The sequence below is a fragment of the Pseudomonas sp. S09G 359 genome, assembly GCF_002843605.1.
Classification (GTDB): Bacteria; Pseudomonadota; Gammaproteobacteria; order Pseudomonadales; family Pseudomonadaceae; genus Aquipseudomonas.
Genome location: NZ_CP025263.1, coordinates 1,959,374 through 1,975,361, shown reverse-complemented (window position 1 = coordinate 1,975,361; position 15,988 = coordinate 1,959,374). Strand labels below are relative to the sequence as shown.

Here is a 15,988-nt window from a genome sequence, read left to right as displayed (position 1 = left end):
CTCTCCATTCATGTCACCACTTGGTACTGAAAGCGATCCGAACGGCTGGTGGACTGCGCCAGCTCCACCGGGCGGCCGTCGCGATCGCAGGAAAGGGTAAAGACCGTGAGGGCCGGCAAGTGCCGAGGCATCAGCAGCAGCGCGGCCTCATCACGGTTGGGCAAACGCGCACCGATCAGGCTTTGCGTGCGGCTCAGCGGCAGCTCACGCTCGCGCAGGTACTGGCGCAACGAGCCGCCGGTGTAGTCGGCCAGCAACGGCGCGCGGCTGGCGCAGTAGCGATGGCGGATCAAGCTGACGGGCTGCTGGTCGAGTTTGCGCAGGGTTTGCAGCTCGATCATCGGCGCCATTTCGGCGATGCCCAGGTGCATGGCCTCTTCGCGGCTGGCGTAGCAGTAGCGGCGCTTGAGCAACACCGCCTCGACGCCCACGCCCTGGGCCGACAACGACTGGCTGTAGGACGTCTCGGCGCCCATCGAGTAAATCAGCGGGCGGTCGAGCACCTGGGTGCCCTTGCCCTGGCGGCGCAACAGGCTGCCTTCGAACACCAGCTCGTCGATGGCGCGGCGCAAGGTATGGCGGTTGACGCCAAAACGCTCGGCCATGTGCACCTCGCCGGGCAGGAAGTCGCCCGCCTGGTAGCTGCTCAGTTCACGGCGCAGGATGTCCGCGAGTTCGCGGTACACCGGCTCTTCTTGTCTAGACAACTGCATGCTTAAAAAAAGCGCCGCGCGGGCACCCCTCCGACGTCAGATGAACTGCTTGCGCAGGCGTTGGGACAGCACGTCGATAGCGCTCACCACCACGATGATCACCAGCAGCACCGCGCAGGTTTGTACGAACTGGAAGGCGCGGATGTTTTCCCAGAGGATCACGCCGATCCCGCCGGCACCGACCATCCCCACCACCGTGGCCGAACGCACATTGGCTTCGAAGCGGTACAGCGCGTAGCTCACCCACAGCGGCATCACTTGGGGGATCACGCCGTAGATCACTTCCTGCAAGGCACTCGCACCGGTGGCCCGCACGCCTTCTACCGGGCCGGGGTCGATGGCTTCGACGGCCTCGGCAAACAGCTTGGCGAGTACCCCGGTGGTGCTGATCCACAAGGCCAATACCCCCGCAAAGGGACCGAGGCCGACGGCGACCACGAACAACATCGCGAACACCATTTCATTGATGGAACGGAACGCGTCCATCACCCGACGCAGCGGTTGGTGGACCCACCAGGGCGTGATGTTGTCGGCGCAGAGAATGCCCAGCGGCACCGAACACACGATGGCAAGCACCGTGCCCCAGAGGGCGATTTGTACGGTGACGATCATCTCCTTGAGGTAGGAGCGCCACTCGTGGAAGTCCGGTGGGAAGAAGTCGGCGGCGAAGGTCGCCATGTTTCCGGAATCGCGGTACAACGCCAGTGGGTTCATTTCCGCGCCGTGCCAGGCCCAGGCCAGCAGGACCAGGAACAGACCCCAGCCGAGGTATTGCGGCCAGGTTCTTTTGCCCACGGCTTCAGCATGCAAAGTCGTCATGGATCACTCTCGCTAAAGGTTGGAACTGGATCTCTGTGGGAGCGGGCTTGCTCGCGAATGCGGTGTGTCATTCAATGCATTCGGCGACTGACTCACCGCATTCGCGAGCACGCCCGCTCCCACATTAAGCCCGGTTCCTACAGGGGGTTAGCCGTTGGCTGCGGTTTTCTTGTCGAGCTCGGAGATGCGCTGCTGCAGCTTCGCCAGGTCGGCGTCGATATCCGCCAGCTTCTTGGCCTTGTCGGCGGCTTCGAGCTTGTCGTCCGCGCTGATGGTGGTGCGCTGCTTGAACAGTTCCAGCTGGCGGATCGGCAGCAGTTGGTCGTCACTCGACGCGAGGAACTTGCCCAGCTGCATGTTCTTCAGCACGGCCTTCTCTTCATCGGTGTCGCCGTAGTGGGCGAAGAAATCGCGGATCTTGGTTTTCTCGCTGTCGCTCAGCGCCTTGCTCCACACCATCGGGTCGGCGGGGATCAGCGGCGACTTCCAGATCACCTTGAGCATCGCGGCCTTGTCCGGCTGGGTGACTTCTAGGCGATCCCAGCTTTCGGTGTTGAAGGTGGCCACGTCCAACTGCCCTTTGGCCACGCTCAACGCGTTGACTTCATGGCTGGAGTTGAGGGTGCGTTTGAAGGCGGTGGCGGCATCCACGTTGTTCTTGGCGAACACGTAGTAGCCCGGCACCAGGTAACCCGAGGTGGAGTTCGGGTCGCCGTTACCGAAGGTCAGGTTCTTGGCGTTCTTGAGCATGTCTTCGACGTTGTTGATCGGGCTGTCCTTGCGCACGATCAGCACGCTCCAGTAACCGGCGGCACCGTTGGCGGCGGCAGTTTGGGCGAAGATTTCGCCGTTGGAGCGGTCCACGGCTTCCATCGCTGCCTTGTTGCCCAACCAGGCCACGTCGACCTTGTTGAAGCGCATGCCCTGGATCAGGCCGGCATAGTCGGAGGCGAAGGTGGCGTTGATGGTGAGGCCGGTCTTCTTGTGCATGTCATCCAGAAACGGCTGCCAGATGCTCTTGAGGTTCTGCGAAGACTCGGTGGACATGATGCCGAAATTGATGGCTTTGTCGGCGGCCTGGGCATTGCCCATCGCGACACTGGCCAGCAGCACGGCGGAGAGAAACACTTGGCCGATACGGTTCAACATGGACGGGCTTCCTGTGGGTCGTGAGTAGGGTTTCAAGCGCGCGCCAGGGCCAGCCGAGGGGTGACCTCAGTACGGCGGGTCTGGTCGGCAAACATCAGGCTGGTGTCGACATCGGCACCGTACAAATCATTGAGGAACTGGCTGCTCATCGCGCTGCCCTGACCGTCGAAATGAATGCGCCCGCCCTTGAGCGCCACGGCGCGGGGGCAATAACGCATGGCGTAGTCGACTTGATGCAGGGTCACCACCACGGTCTTGCCGTCGCGGCGGTTGATGTCGGCGAGAATCTCCATGACCTTGCGCGCCGACTCCGGGTCGAGGGACGCAATGGGTTCGTCGGCCAGGATCACTTCGGCGCGCTGGGTCAAGGCCCGGGCAATCGCCACGCGTTGCTGCTGGCCGCCGGACAAGGTGGAAGCGCGCTGTGCCGCGAGGTCGGCGAGGCCGACGCGGGCCAGGGACTCCATGGCGAATTGTTTTTCTTCGGTGTTGAACAACCCCAGGTTGCCGCGCCAGCGCGGCATGCGGCCCAGGCAGCCGAGCAGCACGTTGTCGAGCACACTCAGGCGGTTGACCAGGTTGAACTGCTGGAAGATGTAACCGATGTCTGCACGCAGCCGCCGCACTTTGCCATTCAGGCGACCGCTGGCCTGCACCTCACGGCCCAGCACCGTGACGCTGCCACCGTTGCTCTTGTCGCAACAGGCCAGGCCCGCCAAGTGCCGCAGCAAGGTGGACTTGCCGGAACCGGAAGCGCCAATCAGCGCGACCATCTCACCCGGGGCAATGGTGAGTTCGAGGTCGACCAATGCGGACTTCTTCGCAAAGGTCTTGTTCAAGTGATCGACATGGATAGCGTGAGTCATGGGCTTCTCTGTCTTGTTTGAACAGCCATGGGATGGCTGCGTTTGAGTTCAAACGACAGTAGGCGCGGGAGGTGTCAGACCTATGACTTGCACATGACCACAGGGGGGCGGTTTGATGAAGGTTTTGTGAAAGGTTGAAAGCCTCACACCAGCCCTGTGGCGAGCGGTGCTGTGGGCGGAAGGGCTTTCAGATTGAAATCCTCCAACACCAGCATCTCCCCATTCGAAAGCTGCCAGTGGAAGAAGTCCGAAAAATCCCCTTTGGCTAACGCTCGAATCACCTTGGCGACAAAGCCATGCGCGACCAGCAACACGACACGCTGCGGATAGAGTGCCGCCAACTCCACCAACCCTTGGTGCACGCGGGCGACCACCTCGGCAATCGACTCACCGCCCGTTGGCCCCGCCGCCCACTGCCGCGTGATGTTCTGTGCCCAAAGCGCCGGGTGCAGGGCCTTGGCCTCCGCCTGAGTCAACCCTTCGAACACACCGACGTCACGCTCACGAAAGGCGTCCATGGTCACGGGCTCAAGGTTTAATTCATGGTTAAGAATCTGTGCCGTTTGCTGGGCGCGCAGTCGTGGGGAGACGATCAGCACCTCAATACCACTGGGCAGTTTCTGGCTGATCGACGCGGCTTGTTCCCTGCCCCGCTCGGTCAATTCCGGGTCGAGTGCGCCAAGGTACCGGTGCTCGGCATTGGCCCAGGTTTCGCCGTGGCGTATGACGTAGAGATGCATGAGGTCTGTCTCGCTATTGGCTGTGGTGCAGATGTTTGAGATTGCGCAGTTGTTGGTAGATCAGGCGTTGAATCGGGAGTGTCCCGTGCCTTGATACCGCGGTGATCCCCTGTGGGAGCGGGCTTGCTCGCGAATGCGGTGGGTCATTCACAGCATAGTTGGCTGACACACCACATTCGCGAGCAAGCCCGCTCCCACATTTGGTCTCCTGTGTTTTGAAAAATACATTTCAAAAGCGATGAAAAAGGCGACCCGAAGGTCGCCTTTTGTCATTGCGCGTACTGCTTGCTCAACCCCGGCGGCACGCCCTGCACGTCGGTGTCTTCCCATGGCCCGTTGGGGCTGATGGAGCGGCTCCAGCCGTTGCTCCAGCGGTAGTAGGTGCGCTGGCGGTAGAAGGTGTCGGGCTGGTCGTCCAGCACATACACCTGCATCTTGCCGTCCCAGTGGCTGGCGGCGCCCGGGGGTGGGGCGAAGGTCGGCGATTTGGTCGGCAGCGGTTTCGGCGGCGGAGTCACCGGGCCGGAAGGCTTGGTGCTCGGCTGGGTCGATGGGCCCGACGGTGGGATGGTCGGGCCGGTCGGCGCCGGAGGTGGCCGGTGGACCGCACAGGCACTCAAGCCTAAAACGAGGCTGAGCAGGGTGATACGTGCAAGGGCGGTCATAGGCATTTCCTCGAATTACTTATCCGGACTGTCGATGGTCAGCGGCTGCGTGGCAGTGGTGCTGCTGGCCAAGGGTTGGCTGCGGCCGATCCACTCGCCAGCGGTCGGAAGACCGGCCCGGGATATGCGCGCAACCAGTTGGACTTCGGCGAAGTTCGACAGTTTCAACTGCGGCATCATCGCGTCGGCGTCGCCCAGCTCGACGGTCACCGGCAAGTCGGCGACGGTCACGCGCTTGGCCGCCAACGGCGCCGGCGGACCGCTGACGGCACGGGCGAAGATGAACACGCTGTCGGTGGGCAAGGCCTTGGCCTTGACCTCGGCGGACAGTTCCACGCGGACTTTCATCACGGTTTTCTGGGCGACGGTGCCGCCACTTTCTTTGAGTTTCTCGGCGGCGCGGTCGATGCCACCTTGCAGCGCCGCGCGGGAGTTGTCTTCCGGCGGCAGTTGCGCCAGCAGGCGGTTCCAGTAGTCGATTGCCTCTTGATATCGCTGGCCTTCAAAGGCGGCGATGCCGAGCAGGCCGAGGCTGGTGACTTCCTTCGGGTCGAGCTTCAAGGCTTCGTCGGTGAGGGCCTGGACCTTCGGCGACCACTGTTTGTTGTCGGCAAAGTACTGCGCCTGGGCCCATTGGCCGAGCAGTTCCGGCTGGCGGCCAGCGAGGGCCACGGTGCGTTCGAAGATCCTGGCAGCGTCGGCCGAGCGGTCCTGGGCCATGTAGGCGCGACCGAGGAAGTACAGGCCTTCGGCCGAGTCCGGTTGGGCGGCGGCGGCGCGTTCCAGGCGGTGGGTCATGTCTTCCATGGACACCGGTGGCTGGGAAAATTCGCGGGTCAGTTCAACCTTGTCGCTGGCGCCGTAATGCAAGTACAGGACAACGCCCAGCACCGGCACCAGAAACGCCGCCAGCAATGGCAACGGCTTGCCCAGGCGAGTTTCGCGGGGCTTTTCCACGCCTTCGGTGTCGGCGAGCAATTCGCGCGCGGCCTCGGCGCGGCCGGTGTCGAGTTGCGCGGCGTTGAGCACGCCTTCGTCCTGCTGCACTTGCAGCTCGGCCACGCGCTCTTGATAGAGCGCCACGTTCAGCGCGGTGCGGTCCTCTTCACGCTGGGCGCGGCGGTCGCGCAATACAGGCAGTAACAGGAAACTCAGGGCAATCAGAAGCAGCAAGCCGGCTGCGAGCCAGAAATCAATCATCAGTCTTGGTGTCCAGCAATTGGTCGAGGCGTTTGCGCTCTTCAGGGGACAGCGCGTCGGAACCATCGGTAGGCGCGGCGCGACGGCGGCGCACGATCACCGCCATCACCACCACCCCGGCCAGCAACAGCCCGGCGGGGCCGAACCAGAGCAGCGCGGTCTTGCCAGTGAGGGCCGGTTTGTAGCGCACGAAATCACCGTAGCGGTCGACCATGAAGTCGATGATCTGCTGGTTGTCCTTGCCCTCCCCCAGCATGCGGAAGATTTCTTTGCGCAGGTCGGCGGCGATCGGCGCGTTGGAGTCGGCGATGTCCTGGTTCTGGCACTTGGGGCAGCGCAGTTCCTTGGTCAGCTCGCGGAAGCGCTCGCGATCGGCGTCCTTGGCGAATTCGTAGGTGTCGATGGCGGCGTGGGCCACGCCCGCCAGCCCAAGCGCCAGCACCGCAGCGGCTAACAGACGCTTCATGGCTTGGCCTCATCGACCAGGGCCTGGTACTTGGCGGCCAGTTGCTCGCGCCATACCACCTCGTCGATCACGCCGACGTACTTGTCACGGATCACGCCCTTGGCGTCGATAAAGAAGGTTTCCGGGGCGCCGTACACGCCGAGGTTCAGACCGAGGTTGCCGTCCTCATCGCGGATATCCAGCTGGTACGGGTTATGGAACTCGGCCAGCCACTTCAAGGCCGCCGCATTGTCGTCCTTGTAGTTGATCCCATAGATCACCACGCCCTTCTCGGCCAGTTTGTTCAGCACCGGGTGTTCGACGCGGCAAGAGATGCACCAGGTGCCCCACACGTTGACCAGTGCCGGTTTGCCCAACAGGTCGGCCTGGGTCAGGGTCTTGTCGCCCTGCACGGTCGGCAGCGAAAACGCCGGGAACGGCTTGCCGATCATCGCCGACGGCAACTCGGCCGGGTCCAGGTACAGGCCGCGGTACAGGAACACCGCCATCACCAGAAAGGCCGCCAGCGGCAAGACCATCAACCAACGTTTCATACCGCCGCTCCTTGCAGGCCAAGGGCTTCACGCACCCGGCTTTTCACTTTGACTCGATAACGCCGGTCCAGCGCCGCCAGCAAACCACCAAAACCGGTCAGCAAACCACCGAACCAGATCCAGCGCACAAACGGCTTCACATGCACGCGCACTGCCCAGGCACCCTCGCCCAGCGGTTCACCCAACGCCACATAGAGGTCGCGGGTGAAACCGGCGTCGATGCCGGCTTCAGTCATCATCGAACTCTGCACGGTGTACAGGCGTTTTTCCGGGTGCAGTACGGCGATTTCCTTGCCATTGCGGACTACGCGCACGGTGCCTTTGTCCGAGGTGAAATTCGGCCCTTCGAAGTGCTTGGCGCCTTCGAAGATGAAGTGGTAACCGGCCAGGTCCATGGACTCGCCCGGTGCCAGGCGCAGGTCGCGCTCGGCGCTGTTCTGGCTCGACAGCACCACGCCGAGGGCGCACACGGCGATGCCGATGTGGGCGATCTGCATGCCCCAGTAGCTGCGGGTCAGGGTCGGCAAGCCTTTGCGCAGGCCTTTGTGACGGGTTTTGTCGAAGATGTCGCGCACACCGGCCAGCAATACCCAGGCAGCCAGCAGGAAGGTGGCGAGCACCGCCCAGTTGAAGTCGCCGTAGGCGAACCCGGCGATCACCGCCAAGGCCACGCTACCCAGCAGCACCGGCAGCAGCATGCCGGCCAGCCATTTCACCGGGGTGTCTTTCCAGCGCACCAGCACGCCGACGGCCATCACCACCATCAACAGGCCCATCAACGGAATAAACAACGCGTTGAAGTACGGCGGGCCAACGGACAGCTTGGCGCCGCTCAGCGCATCCAGCACCAATGGGTACAGGGTGCCGAGCAGGATCATCGACGCCGCCACCACCAGTACCAGGTTATTACCCAGCAGCAAGGTTTCCCGCGACCACAGGTTGAAACCGACCTGGCTCTTGACCACCGGCGCGCGCAGGGCGAACAACGTGAGGGAGCCGCCGACCACAAACAGCAGGAAGATCAGGATGAATACGCCGCGCTCCGGGTCGGACGCAAACGCATGCACCGAAGTCAGCACGCCCGAGCGCACGAGGAACGTGCCGAGCAGGCTGAGGGAAAACGCGGCAATCGCCAGCAGAACCGTCCAGCTCTTGAACACGCCACGTTTTTCGGTAACGGCCAACGAGTGAATCAGCGCGGTGCCCACCAACCAAGGCATGAACGAGGCGTTTTCCACCGGGTCCCAGAACCACCAGCCGCCCCAGCCAAGTTCGTAGTAGGCCCACCAGGAGCCCAGCGTGATGCCAATGCCGAGGAAGGCCCAGGCGACGATGGTCCACGGCCGCGACCAGCGTGCCCAGGCCGCATCCAGGCGCCCGCCGAGCAAGGCGGCGATGGCGAAGGCGAAGGCCACCGAGAAACCCACGTACCCCATATAGAGCATCGGCGGGTGCACGATCAGGCCGATGTCTTGCAGCAGGGGGTTGAGGTCGTGCCCGTCTACCGGAATCTGCGGCAGGATGCGGCTGAACGGGTTGGACGTCATGATCAGGAACAGCAGGAAGCCGATGCTGATCATGCCCATCACCGCCAGCACCCGCGCCAGCATCACTTGCGGCAGTTGGCGCGAGAATACCGACACGGCGAAGGTCCAGCCGCCGAGGATCAAGGCCCACAGCAGCAACGAACCTTCGTGGGCGCCCCACACGGCGCTGAACTTGTAGTACCAGGGCAAGGCGCTGTTGGAGTTATTGGCCACATAGGCGACGGAAAAATCGTCGGTCATAAACGCATAGGTCAGGCAGCCGAACGCGAACAGCAGGAACGCAAACTGACCCCAGGCGGCCGGCTGCGCCAGGCTCATCCACAGGCGGTCGCCGCGCCAGGCGCCGAGCAAAGGCACCACGGCCTGCACGATGGCAAAGCACAGGGCGAGGATCATCGCCAACTGGCCCAACTCCGGAATGAAGAGTGCGGACGTCATCGTTTAGCCCTCCTTGGCAGGCGCTGAAGTTGTGTCAGGCGCGGACTGGCCGCTGTCTTTCAAGGCTTTGGTAACCTCGGGCGGCATGTATTTCTCATCGTGCTTGGCCAGCACTTCATCGGCCACCACCACGCCCTCGGCGTTGAGTTTGCCCAGGGCGACGATGCCCTGGCCTTCGCGGAACAGGTCCGGAAGGATGCCGCGGTAGCTGATGGTCACGGACTTGCTGAAGTCGGTGACCACGAAGGTCACGTCCAGGGAGTCGGCAGAGCGTTTCAGCGAGCCCTTTTCCACCATGCCACCGGCGCGAATGCGCGTATCAACAGGCGCTTCGCCATTGGCGATCTGGGTCGGGGTGTAGAACAGGTTGATGTTCTGCTGCAAGGCGCTCAAGGCCAGGGCCACGGCAATGCCGACGCCGGCCAGGATGGCTAGGATGATCAACAAACGCTTTCTACGCAGCGGATTCACTTTTCGGTCTCCCGGCGCAAACGACGCGCCTCTTGTTGCAGGTAACGCTTGCGGGCCAGGATCGGCGCGGCGACGTTGAGGGCCAGCACCGCCAGGCAAATGCCATAGGCCGTCCAGACATACAGGCCGTGATGGCCCATGGCGAGAAAATCACTGAACGAGGCAAAACTCATGCGCGCACTCCCAGGCTGCTCTGCACTTCAGCCTTGACCCAACTGGCGCGGGCTTCACGCTTGAGCACTTCGAGGCGCATGCGCATCAGCAATACGGCGCCGAAGAAACAGTAGAACCCCAGCACCATCAGCAGCAGCGGCGCCCACATTTCCACGGGCATCGCCGGTTTTTCAGTGAGGGTGAAGGTGGCGCCCTGGTGCAGGGTGTTCCACCACTCCACCGAGTATTTGATGATCGGGATGTTGATCACGCCGACAATCGCCAGCACCGCGCAGGCCTTGGCGGCGCTGTCACGATTACTGATCGCGTTGCCCAGGGCAATCAGACCGAAGTACAGGAACAGCAGAATCAACATCGACGTCAGTCGCGCATCCCACACCCACCACGAACCCCAGGTGGGCTTGCCCCAGATCGCACCGGTGACCAGCGCCACGGCGGTCATCCACGCGCCGATGGGCGCGGCGCATTGCAGGGCCACATCCGCCAGTTTCATCTTCCACACTAGGCCGACGATGCCGCACACCGCCAGCATCACGTAGCAGGACTGGGCGAGCATCGCGGCGGGCACGTGGATATAGATGATGCGAAAGCTGTTGCCTTGCTGGTAGTCGGGCGGCGCAAAGGCCAGGCCCCAGACCAGGCCGATGCCGATCAGCAACACGGCTGCGATGCTAAACCACGGCAGCAGCTTGCCACTGATGCCGTAGAACCATTTGGGCGAGCCGAGCTTATGAAACCAGGTCCAGTTCATTGCTGTTTCCATCACGGTGGCCTCTTGTCTTGGCAAGAAGCTCTCAGGGTCTTTACTGGTTAAGGTTATAACGCTTAACCAGACCTCATTATTCGCCGACGCTGATTTTCAGGCCGGCCGCTATAGCAAAGGGTGTCAGGGTTACCGCCAGGGCGGTCAGGCTACCAAGCCACAGGAGGTAACCGCTCGCCGGCATGCCCATGAGCGCGGCCTGCAAGGCGCCGCTGCCCAGGATCAACACCGGGATATACAAAGGCAGAATCAGCAGGGCCAGTAACAGGCCACCGCGCTTCAAACCGACGGTCAACGCTGCGCCCACCGCCCCCAACAGGCTGAGCACCGGCGTACCGAGCAACAAGGAAAGCAACAATACCGGCAGGCATTCGACGGGCAAGCCCAGCATCATCGCCAGCAGCGGCGAGAGCAAGACTAGCGCCAAGCCGGAAAAAGCCCAGTGTGCCAGCACCTTGGCCAGTACCAGAAGTGGCAATGGGTGCGACGAAAGGACCCACTGTTCCAGGGAACCGTCCTCGAAATCACTGCGAAACAGCCCATCCAGCGAGAGCAGCACCGATAACAGTGCCGCTACCCACACCAGTCCCGGGGACAAGGTTTGCAACAGTTTAGTCTCGGGGCCGACCGCCAACGGAAACAGCGCGATCACAATCGCAAAGAATACCAGCGGGTTGGCCAACTCGGCCGGGCGACGGCACAGCAGCCGCGCTTCGCGGGCGACCAGCAGGGCGAACACACTCATGCTGACCACCGCCCCAAATCCAGGTCGCGGTACCCGGCGGGTAACCGCGAGAGTGTGTGGTGGGTGGTCAGCAATACGGTGCCGCCCTGCTCGCAGTGTTGGGCCAGGTGTTCTTCGAGTTGGGCAACGCCGTGTTTGTCGAGGGCGGTGAACGGTTCGTCGAGAATCCACAGCGGCGGGCCGGGCAGGTACAAACGCGCCAGGGCCACACGGCGCTGCTGGCCGGCGGACAGGGTGTGACAGGGCACGTCTTCAAAGCCCTTGAGGCCGACAGCCGCCAAGGCCTGCCAGATGGCATTGCGAGACGCGGGGTGATGCAGGGCGCTGAGCCAGCTGAGGTTTTCTTCGGCGCTGAGCACGTCCTTGATGCCGGCAGCGTGGCCGATCCAGATCAAGTTGCGAGCGAGTTCGGCGCGTTGTTCGTTGAGGGGCTTGCCGTTGAGCCGCACTTCGCCAGCCGTGGGCTGCATCAACCCGGCCAGCAGGCGCAGCAGGCTGGTCTTGCCACTGCCGTTGGGGCCACTGACCTGCACCATGTCGCCGCCCGCCAGGCGCAGTTCGAGGTGTTCGAACAGCAGGCGCAGGTCGCGTTCACAGGAGAGCGCTACGGCTTCAAGAAGAGGGCTGGTCAAGAGATCGCGGGCCTTTACGGTTCAAGTCGGCGGTGCAGCGGCCGTTATAGAGAGATGCACAATAACGGCTTTGGCGACCGATTTTAGAGAGCTGGATCAAATAGTTGTGAGGTTTTTAGCGCTCTCTTTGCAGACGGGCGGCATTATACATGCGATGCCCTACTCTAAAGAGGGCAATTTCCCCAGAGACGACGTGCACGATGACCGGTGAGATCAACCTTCCTACGCTGCCTCCAGCCCCCGCCACCGGGCCTGCCCCGCTGCCTGCGGGCGGTGAGCTGCTGAAACTGCTCGAACCGCAGATCGGCTTGATTGACCCTGGGAAAACCGCGAATGCCGAAGTCATCGCCCTTAAACAAGGCGGCGAAGCCTTTCAATTGCTGCTCAAGCTGACCCTGGACGGCGGCCGCCAGACCCTGGTGCAGGCCAGCAGCGCCCAGCCGTTGCCGTTGGGCAGCAATGTGGCGGTGAGCCAGACACCGGCGGGCAACCTGACCCTCAGCCTGCAACAGGCCTTGAGTGCCAATGTCGCCGCCCTCACCCGCATCGATACCAACCAAATGCCCGTGGGCACGCTGTTGCAAGCCAAGGTGCTGACCACCCAGATGCTGCCGCAAGGCACGGCGCAACCGGCGATCTACCGTTCACTGGTGACCGTGCTCAACAACGCCCTGGCCGGCGCCACGCTGACCGTGGAAAGCCCGCAACCGTTGCGCGTCGGCAGCCTGCTCAGCGCCGTGGTGCAAAACGCGCAGACCCTGAACTTTGTGCCCTTGAGTGGCCTCAAGGATCAATTGGCGGTCACGCAACAGCTCGCCACCCAGCAAAGTCGTCAGGGCTCGCTGGATGCGGTCTTCACCGCGATCCAGAACCTGCCGCGTGGCGACAGTACCTCCGCCGACCTGCGTGCGGCGGCCGAGCGTTTGCTGGCGGCCCTGCCCGACCTGGCCCAGGTGAGCAACCCCAAGGTGCTGGCCCAGGTGATCCAGAACAGCGGCGCGTTTCTGGAAGCCAAACTGCTCGCGGGGCAAAACCCGCAAGTGCCACCGCTGGACATGAAGGGCGCCCTGCTGCGGCTGGTCGCAGACCTGCTGCCAGCCCTGCCCGCCAGCACCAACCTGAGTGCCATCCTGGCGGCCAATACCCTGGCCCAGGTGATGCCGAACTTTGTGCGCAGCCCGTTGAATACCTTGGGTCAGGTCAGCGCTCGCCAAACACCGGTGGGCTTCCCGCTGCCCGAGCGGCTGATGGCCAAACTGGAGGGCGAAGGCGACCTGGAAAACCTGCTGCGCCTGGCCGCCGGCGCCATCTCGCGCTTGCAGAGCCACCAACTGTCGAGCCTGGAACAAACCGGCACCACCGCCGACGGCCGCCTGCAGACCACTTGGCAGCTGGAAATCCCGATGCGCACCCTGCAAGACATCGTGCCACTGCAGGTCAAGTTCCAGCGCGAAGAACCGGCGCCGGACAAGGACCAGCCCGGACGCAAAGACAAAAAAGACCCGAAACAGATGCTCTGGCGCGTCGAAATGGCCCTCGACATGGAGCCACTGGGGCCACTGCAGGTCCAGGCGCAACTGACTCAGGGCAAACTGTCCAGCCAGCTCTGGGCGACCCGCCCGTTTACCGCCAGCCTGATCGAAAGCCATTTGGGCAACCTGCGCGAACGCCTGGTGAACTCCGGCCTCAACGTCGGCGACCTGGATTGCCACCTCGGCACACCGCCGCGCGGGCCAAAAACCGGACTGGAGCAACGCTGGGTGGACGAAACCGCATGAAAAACCCCAGCCCACCCCGCCAGGCGATTGCGCTCAAGTACGACGGCCAGCAAGCGCCGACGTTGACCGCAAAGGGCGACGACGCATTGGCCGAAGCCATCCTGAAACTGGCGCGGGAAAATGAAGTACCGATCTATGAGAATGCCGAGCTGGTCAAGCTGCTGGCGCGCATGGAGCTGGGGGACAGTATCCCGGAGGAGTTGTACCGCACGATTGCCGAGATCATTGCGTTTGCCTGGACCCTCAAAGGCAAATTCCCGGTGGGTTATGACCCGAACGCCGGGCCGGTGGAGCGGGATGTGACTGAGCGTGGGGACGACTACTGAGTTCCTCCAGACCTACAAAGATCCAATTGTGGGAGGGGGCTTGCTCCCGATGGCGGTGTGTCAGTCAGCTCATTCATATCTGACACACCGCCATCGGGGGCAAGTCGAATCGTCGCACCGCCCCTCCCAAATTGGGTTTTGTGATCAGTTCAAGACTTCACTCAGCGGGATGAAATTGACCCGATCGCCCATCTCCAGCGTCGTCCCTTCCAACACCTCCACGAACCCCTCCGCCCACGCCGCGCTGCGCAGTACGCCGGAGCTTTGGTTGCGGTAGATGATCGCCTTGCCCTGCTCGATGCGCCCGCGCAAATACTCGCGGCGGTTGCCCGGCTTGGGCCAGGTGAACCCCACCGGCACTTCAAAACGCAACGGTTCCACCTCATCTACACCCTGGCGACGTAGCAGATAAGGACGGGCCAACAGCGCAAAGGTCACCAGGGTCGAGGCCGGGTTGCCCGGCAGGCCGATCACCGGCACGCCACGAAAATGCCCGAAGGTCAGCGGCTTGCCCGGCTTGATCGCCAGTTTCCACAGGGCCAGTTCGCCCTCTTCACGTAGGGCAATGCCGAGGAAGTCGGCCTCGCCCACCGAGACACCGCCGGTGGACAGGATCAGGTCGACATTGCTCAGGCCGGCCAGGCGCGTGCGGGTTTTTTCCAGGTCATCCGGGAGGATGCCGGCGTCGATCACTTCGCAGCCCATGCGCGCCAGCCAACTGCACAGCACGCGGCGGTTGCTGTTGTAGATCTGGCCCGGCCCCAGGGGCAGGCCCGGTTCGATCAACTCGTCCCCGGTAGACAGCACGGCCACGCGGGGGCGGCGGATCACGCTCAGGTGAGCCTGCCCAAGGGAGGCGGCCAGCCCCAATTCTATCGGGCCCAGGCGCGTACCGGCGGTGAGCACCGTCTCGCCGACCGTGGTTTCCTGGCCCTGGGGGCGGATGTTCTGGCCCACGTGCAGCGGCTCGCTGAAGCTCACGCGCTCGTCGGCGTGGACCACGGCGTTTTCCTGCATTTCCACGCAGTCGGCGCCTGCGGGTACTGGCGCGCCGGTGAAGATGCGCGCGCAGGTGCCGGCCGCCAAAGGTTGCGGCGCATTGCCGGCAAAAATGCGCTGGCTCACGACCAGCGGCTCACCGGCCCAGTCGGCCAGGCGCAGGGCGTAACCGTCCATGGCGCTGTTGGGCCAGGGCGGCAGGTCGAGGGTGGAGATCAGGTCCTGGGCCAAGACGCGGCCATCGCAGTCGGCCAGGGGCAGCACCTGCTGCTCGCGGATCGGCGCGGCGGCGGCCATGTCCAGCAGTTGCTGCAAGGCGTCTTCCACCGGCATCAGGGCGCCGGTCTTGCCGGGCTTACCCACGGGATTCACAGGGCTCGGCCTGCTTGAGGTGCGGCACGAAGTTGCACGGGCGGTGGCGGTTATCCAGTTGCTCGGCGAGGATGCCATCCCAGCCGGTGCGCACCGCATTGGTGGAGCCCGGCAGGCAGCACACCAGCGTGCCATTGGCCAGGCCAGCGAGGGCGCGCGATTGCACGGTGGAGGTGCCGATATCGGCCACGGAGATCTGGCGGAACAACTCGCCAAACCCGTCGACCTGCTTGTCCAGCAGGCAGCTCACCGCTTCGGGCGTGCTGTCGCGGCCGGTGAAGCCGGTGCCGCCGGTGATCAGCACCACTTGCACCACGTCTTCGGCGATCCAGTGGGCGACCTGGGCGCGGATCTTGTAGAGGTCGTCCTTGAGCAGCACGCGCTCGGCCAGGTTGTGGCCGGCGGCGCTCAGGCGGTCGACGAAGACCTGGCCGGACGTGTCGGTTTCGAGGGTGCGGGTATCGCTGACCGTCAGCACAGCGATATTCAGGGGTACGAAGGGCGCATCAGCCTTGGCTTTCATGGCTCGGTCCGGTTGTCGAAGGAACAGCCCGATGTTATATCACAGGGCCCTATTTAACTGCCGCAGCGG

General features: G+C 63.3%; 19 protein-coding genes. 2 read left to right on the top strand and 17 right to left on the bottom strand.

Annotated features, from left to right (window positions below; translation table 11 throughout):
* Window positions 1-8: 8 nt before the first annotated feature.
* From phnF to ccmA, 15 genes are all read right to left on the bottom strand, one after another.
* Window positions 9-713: a phosphonate metabolism transcriptional regulator PhnF gene (phnF, locus tag CXQ82_RS09020; protein WP_177409891.1), complete on the bottom strand. Its 705-nt coding sequence runs from the start codon at window positions 711-713 to the stop codon at window positions 9-11.
* A 36-nt stretch (window positions 714-749) separates the two neighbouring features.
* Entirely contained in the window at window positions 750-1,532 is a 783-nt protein-coding gene (gene phnE / locus CXQ82_RS09015) for a phosphonate ABC transporter, permease protein PhnE (protein ID WP_012723051.1), read from the bottom strand.
* Between the two features lie 147 nt (window positions 1,533-1,679).
* Entirely contained in the window at window positions 1,680-2,681 is a 1,002-nt protein-coding gene (phnD, locus tag CXQ82_RS09010; protein ID WP_101268054.1) for a phosphonate ABC transporter substrate-binding protein, read from the bottom strand.
* A 32-nt stretch (window positions 2,682-2,713) separates the two neighbouring features.
* Window positions 2,714-3,547, bottom strand: coding sequence for a phosphonate ABC transporter ATP-binding protein (phnC, locus tag CXQ82_RS09005; RefSeq protein ID WP_101268051.1), 834 nt, complete (start codon window positions 3,545-3,547; stop codon window positions 2,714-2,716).
* Window positions 3,548-3,690: 143 nt separating this feature from the next.
* The gene (locus CXQ82_RS09000) at window positions 3,691-4,287 is read right to left on the bottom strand and encodes a histidine phosphatase family protein (protein ID WP_101268049.1); all 597 of its coding nucleotides are present in this window, start codon (window positions 4,285-4,287) and stop codon (window positions 3,691-3,693) included.
* 269 nt (window positions 4,288-4,556) lie between these two features.
* A complete protein-coding gene (locus CXQ82_RS08995; RefSeq protein WP_101268047.1) occupies window positions 4,557-4,952 on the bottom strand; it encodes a hypothetical protein in 396 nt (131 codons plus the stop codon).
* Window positions 4,953-4,967: 15 nt separating this feature from the next.
* Window positions 4,968-6,152: a c-type cytochrome biogenesis protein CcmI gene (gene ccmI / locus CXQ82_RS08990; RefSeq protein ID WP_101268046.1), complete on the bottom strand. Its 1,185-nt coding sequence runs from the start codon at window positions 6,150-6,152 to the stop codon at window positions 4,968-4,970.
* Entirely contained in the window at window positions 6,145-6,618 is a 474-nt protein-coding gene (locus tag CXQ82_RS08985) for a cytochrome c-type biogenesis protein (protein ID WP_101268044.1), read from the bottom strand. Before CXQ82_RS08985 ends, ccmI begins: the two co-directional genes overlap by 8 nt.
* A complete protein-coding gene (locus CXQ82_RS08980; protein ID WP_101268042.1) occupies window positions 6,615-7,151 on the bottom strand; it encodes a DsbE family thiol:disulfide interchange protein in 537 nt (178 codons plus the stop codon). Before CXQ82_RS08980 ends, CXQ82_RS08985 begins: the two co-directional genes overlap by 4 nt.
* Window positions 7,148-9,136: a heme lyase CcmF/NrfE family subunit gene (locus CXQ82_RS08975; RefSeq protein ID WP_101268040.1), complete on the bottom strand. Its 1,989-nt coding sequence runs from the start codon at window positions 9,134-9,136 to the stop codon at window positions 7,148-7,150. Before CXQ82_RS08975 ends, CXQ82_RS08980 begins: the two co-directional genes overlap by 4 nt.
* A 3-nt stretch (window positions 9,137-9,139) precedes the next feature.
* A complete protein-coding gene (gene ccmE, locus CXQ82_RS08970) occupies window positions 9,140-9,607 on the bottom strand; it encodes a cytochrome c maturation protein CcmE (protein WP_101268038.1) in 468 nt (155 codons plus the stop codon).
* Window positions 9,604-9,780 (bottom strand): heme exporter protein CcmD, encoded by a 177-nt coding sequence (ccmD, locus tag CXQ82_RS08965; RefSeq protein WP_003172771.1) that lies wholly within the window; start codon window positions 9,778-9,780, stop codon window positions 9,604-9,606. The genes ccmE and ccmD overlap by 4 nt, the downstream gene beginning before the upstream one ends.
* The gene (locus CXQ82_RS08960; RefSeq protein WP_101268036.1) at window positions 9,777-10,532 is read right to left on the bottom strand and encodes a heme ABC transporter permease; all 756 of its coding nucleotides are present in this window, start codon (window positions 10,530-10,532) and stop codon (window positions 9,777-9,779) included. The genes ccmD and CXQ82_RS08960 overlap by 4 nt, the downstream gene beginning before the upstream one ends.
* 88 nt (window positions 10,533-10,620) lie before the next feature.
* Entirely contained in the window at window positions 10,621-11,289 is a 669-nt protein-coding gene (gene ccmB / locus CXQ82_RS08955; RefSeq protein WP_101268034.1) for a heme exporter protein CcmB, read from the bottom strand.
* Entirely contained in the window at window positions 11,286-11,921 is a 636-nt protein-coding gene (gene ccmA / locus CXQ82_RS08950) for a cytochrome c biogenesis heme-transporting ATPase CcmA (RefSeq protein ID WP_101268033.1), read from the bottom strand. Before ccmA ends, ccmB begins: the two co-directional genes overlap by 4 nt.
* A gap of 200 nt (window positions 11,922-12,121) precedes the next feature.
* Between ccmA and CXQ82_RS08945 the strand changes: the two genes are divergently transcribed.
* On the top strand, window positions 12,122-13,699 hold the full coding sequence (locus CXQ82_RS08945) for a flagellar hook-length control protein FliK (RefSeq protein ID WP_101268031.1): 1,578 nt from the start codon (window positions 12,122-12,124) through the stop codon (window positions 13,697-13,699).
* Window positions 13,696-14,025 carry an EscU/YscU/HrcU family type III secretion system export apparatus switch protein gene (locus CXQ82_RS08940; RefSeq protein WP_101268030.1) on the top strand — a complete coding sequence of 110 codons (330 nt, stop codon included), beginning with the start codon at window positions 13,696-13,698 and terminating at the stop codon, window positions 14,023-14,025. Before CXQ82_RS08945 ends, CXQ82_RS08940 begins: the two co-directional genes overlap by 4 nt.
* Before the next feature lie 144 nt (window positions 14,026-14,169).
* On the opposite strand, the gene glp is transcribed toward CXQ82_RS08940, so the two are convergent.
* Together glp and moaB are read right to left on the bottom strand one after the other, a co-directional pair.
* Entirely contained in the window at window positions 14,170-15,396 is a 1,227-nt protein-coding gene (gene glp / locus CXQ82_RS08935; RefSeq protein ID WP_101268027.1) for a gephyrin-like molybdotransferase Glp, read from the bottom strand.
* Window positions 15,380-15,919: a molybdenum cofactor biosynthesis protein B gene (gene moaB / locus CXQ82_RS08930; RefSeq protein ID WP_101268025.1), complete on the bottom strand. Its 540-nt coding sequence runs from the start codon at window positions 15,917-15,919 to the stop codon at window positions 15,380-15,382. Before moaB ends, glp begins: the two co-directional genes overlap by 17 nt.
* Window positions 15,920-15,988 lie beyond the last annotated feature (69 nt).

What these genes read in the sequence shown, in the direction of transcription:
- phnF (WP_177409891.1), bottom strand. Translation starts at nt 713, where the DNA reads ATGCAGTTGTCTAGACAAGAAGAGCCGGTGTACCGCGAACTCGCGGAC.
- phnE (WP_012723051.1), bottom strand. Translation starts at nt 1,532, where the DNA reads ATGACGACTTTGCATGCTGAAGCCGTGGGCAAAAGAACCTGGCCGCAA.
- phnD (WP_101268054.1), bottom strand. Translation starts at nt 2,681, where the DNA reads ATGTTGAACCGTATCGGCCAAGTGTTTCTCTCCGCCGTGCTGCTGGCC.
- phnC (WP_101268051.1), bottom strand. Translation starts at nt 3,547, where the DNA reads ATGACTCACGCTATCCATGTCGATCACTTGAACAAGACCTTTGCGAAG.
- CXQ82_RS09000 (WP_101268049.1), bottom strand. Translation starts at nt 4,287, where the DNA reads ATGCATCTCTACGTCATACGCCACGGCGAAACCTGGGCCAATGCCGAG.
- CXQ82_RS08995 (WP_101268047.1), bottom strand. Translation starts at nt 4,952, where the DNA reads ATGACCGCCCTTGCACGTATCACCCTGCTCAGCCTCGTTTTAGGCTTG.
- ccmI (WP_101268046.1), bottom strand. Translation starts at nt 6,152, where the DNA reads ATGATTGATTTCTGGCTCGCAGCCGGCTTGCTGCTTCTGATTGCCCTG.
- CXQ82_RS08985 (WP_101268044.1), bottom strand. Translation starts at nt 6,618, where the DNA reads ATGAAGCGTCTGTTAGCCGCTGCGGTGCTGGCGCTTGGGCTGGCGGGC.
- CXQ82_RS08980 (WP_101268042.1), bottom strand. Translation starts at nt 7,151, where the DNA reads ATGAAACGTTGGTTGATGGTCTTGCCGCTGGCGGCCTTTCTGGTGATG.
- CXQ82_RS08975 (WP_101268040.1), bottom strand. Translation starts at nt 9,136, where the DNA reads ATGACGTCCGCACTCTTCATTCCGGAGTTGGGCCAGTTGGCGATGATC.
- ccmD (WP_003172771.1), bottom strand. Translation starts at nt 9,780, where the DNA reads ATGAGTTTTGCCTCGTTCAGTGATTTTCTCGCCATGGGCCATCACGGC.
- CXQ82_RS08960 (WP_101268036.1), bottom strand. Translation starts at nt 10,532, where the DNA reads ATGAACTGGACCTGGTTTCATAAGCTCGGCTCGCCCAAATGGTTCTAC.
- ccmB (WP_101268034.1), bottom strand. Translation starts at nt 11,289, where the DNA reads ATGAGTGTGTTCGCCCTGCTGGTCGCCCGCGAAGCGCGGCTGCTGTGC.
- CXQ82_RS08945 (WP_101268031.1), top strand. Translation starts at nt 12,122, where the DNA reads ATGACCGGTGAGATCAACCTTCCTACGCTGCCTCCAGCCCCCGCCACC.
- CXQ82_RS08940 (WP_101268030.1), top strand. Translation starts at nt 13,696, where the DNA reads ATGAAAAACCCCAGCCCACCCCGCCAGGCGATTGCGCTCAAGTACGAC.
- moaB (WP_101268025.1), bottom strand. Translation starts at nt 15,919, where the DNA reads ATGAAAGCCAAGGCTGATGCGCCCTTCGTACCCCTGAATATCGCTGTG.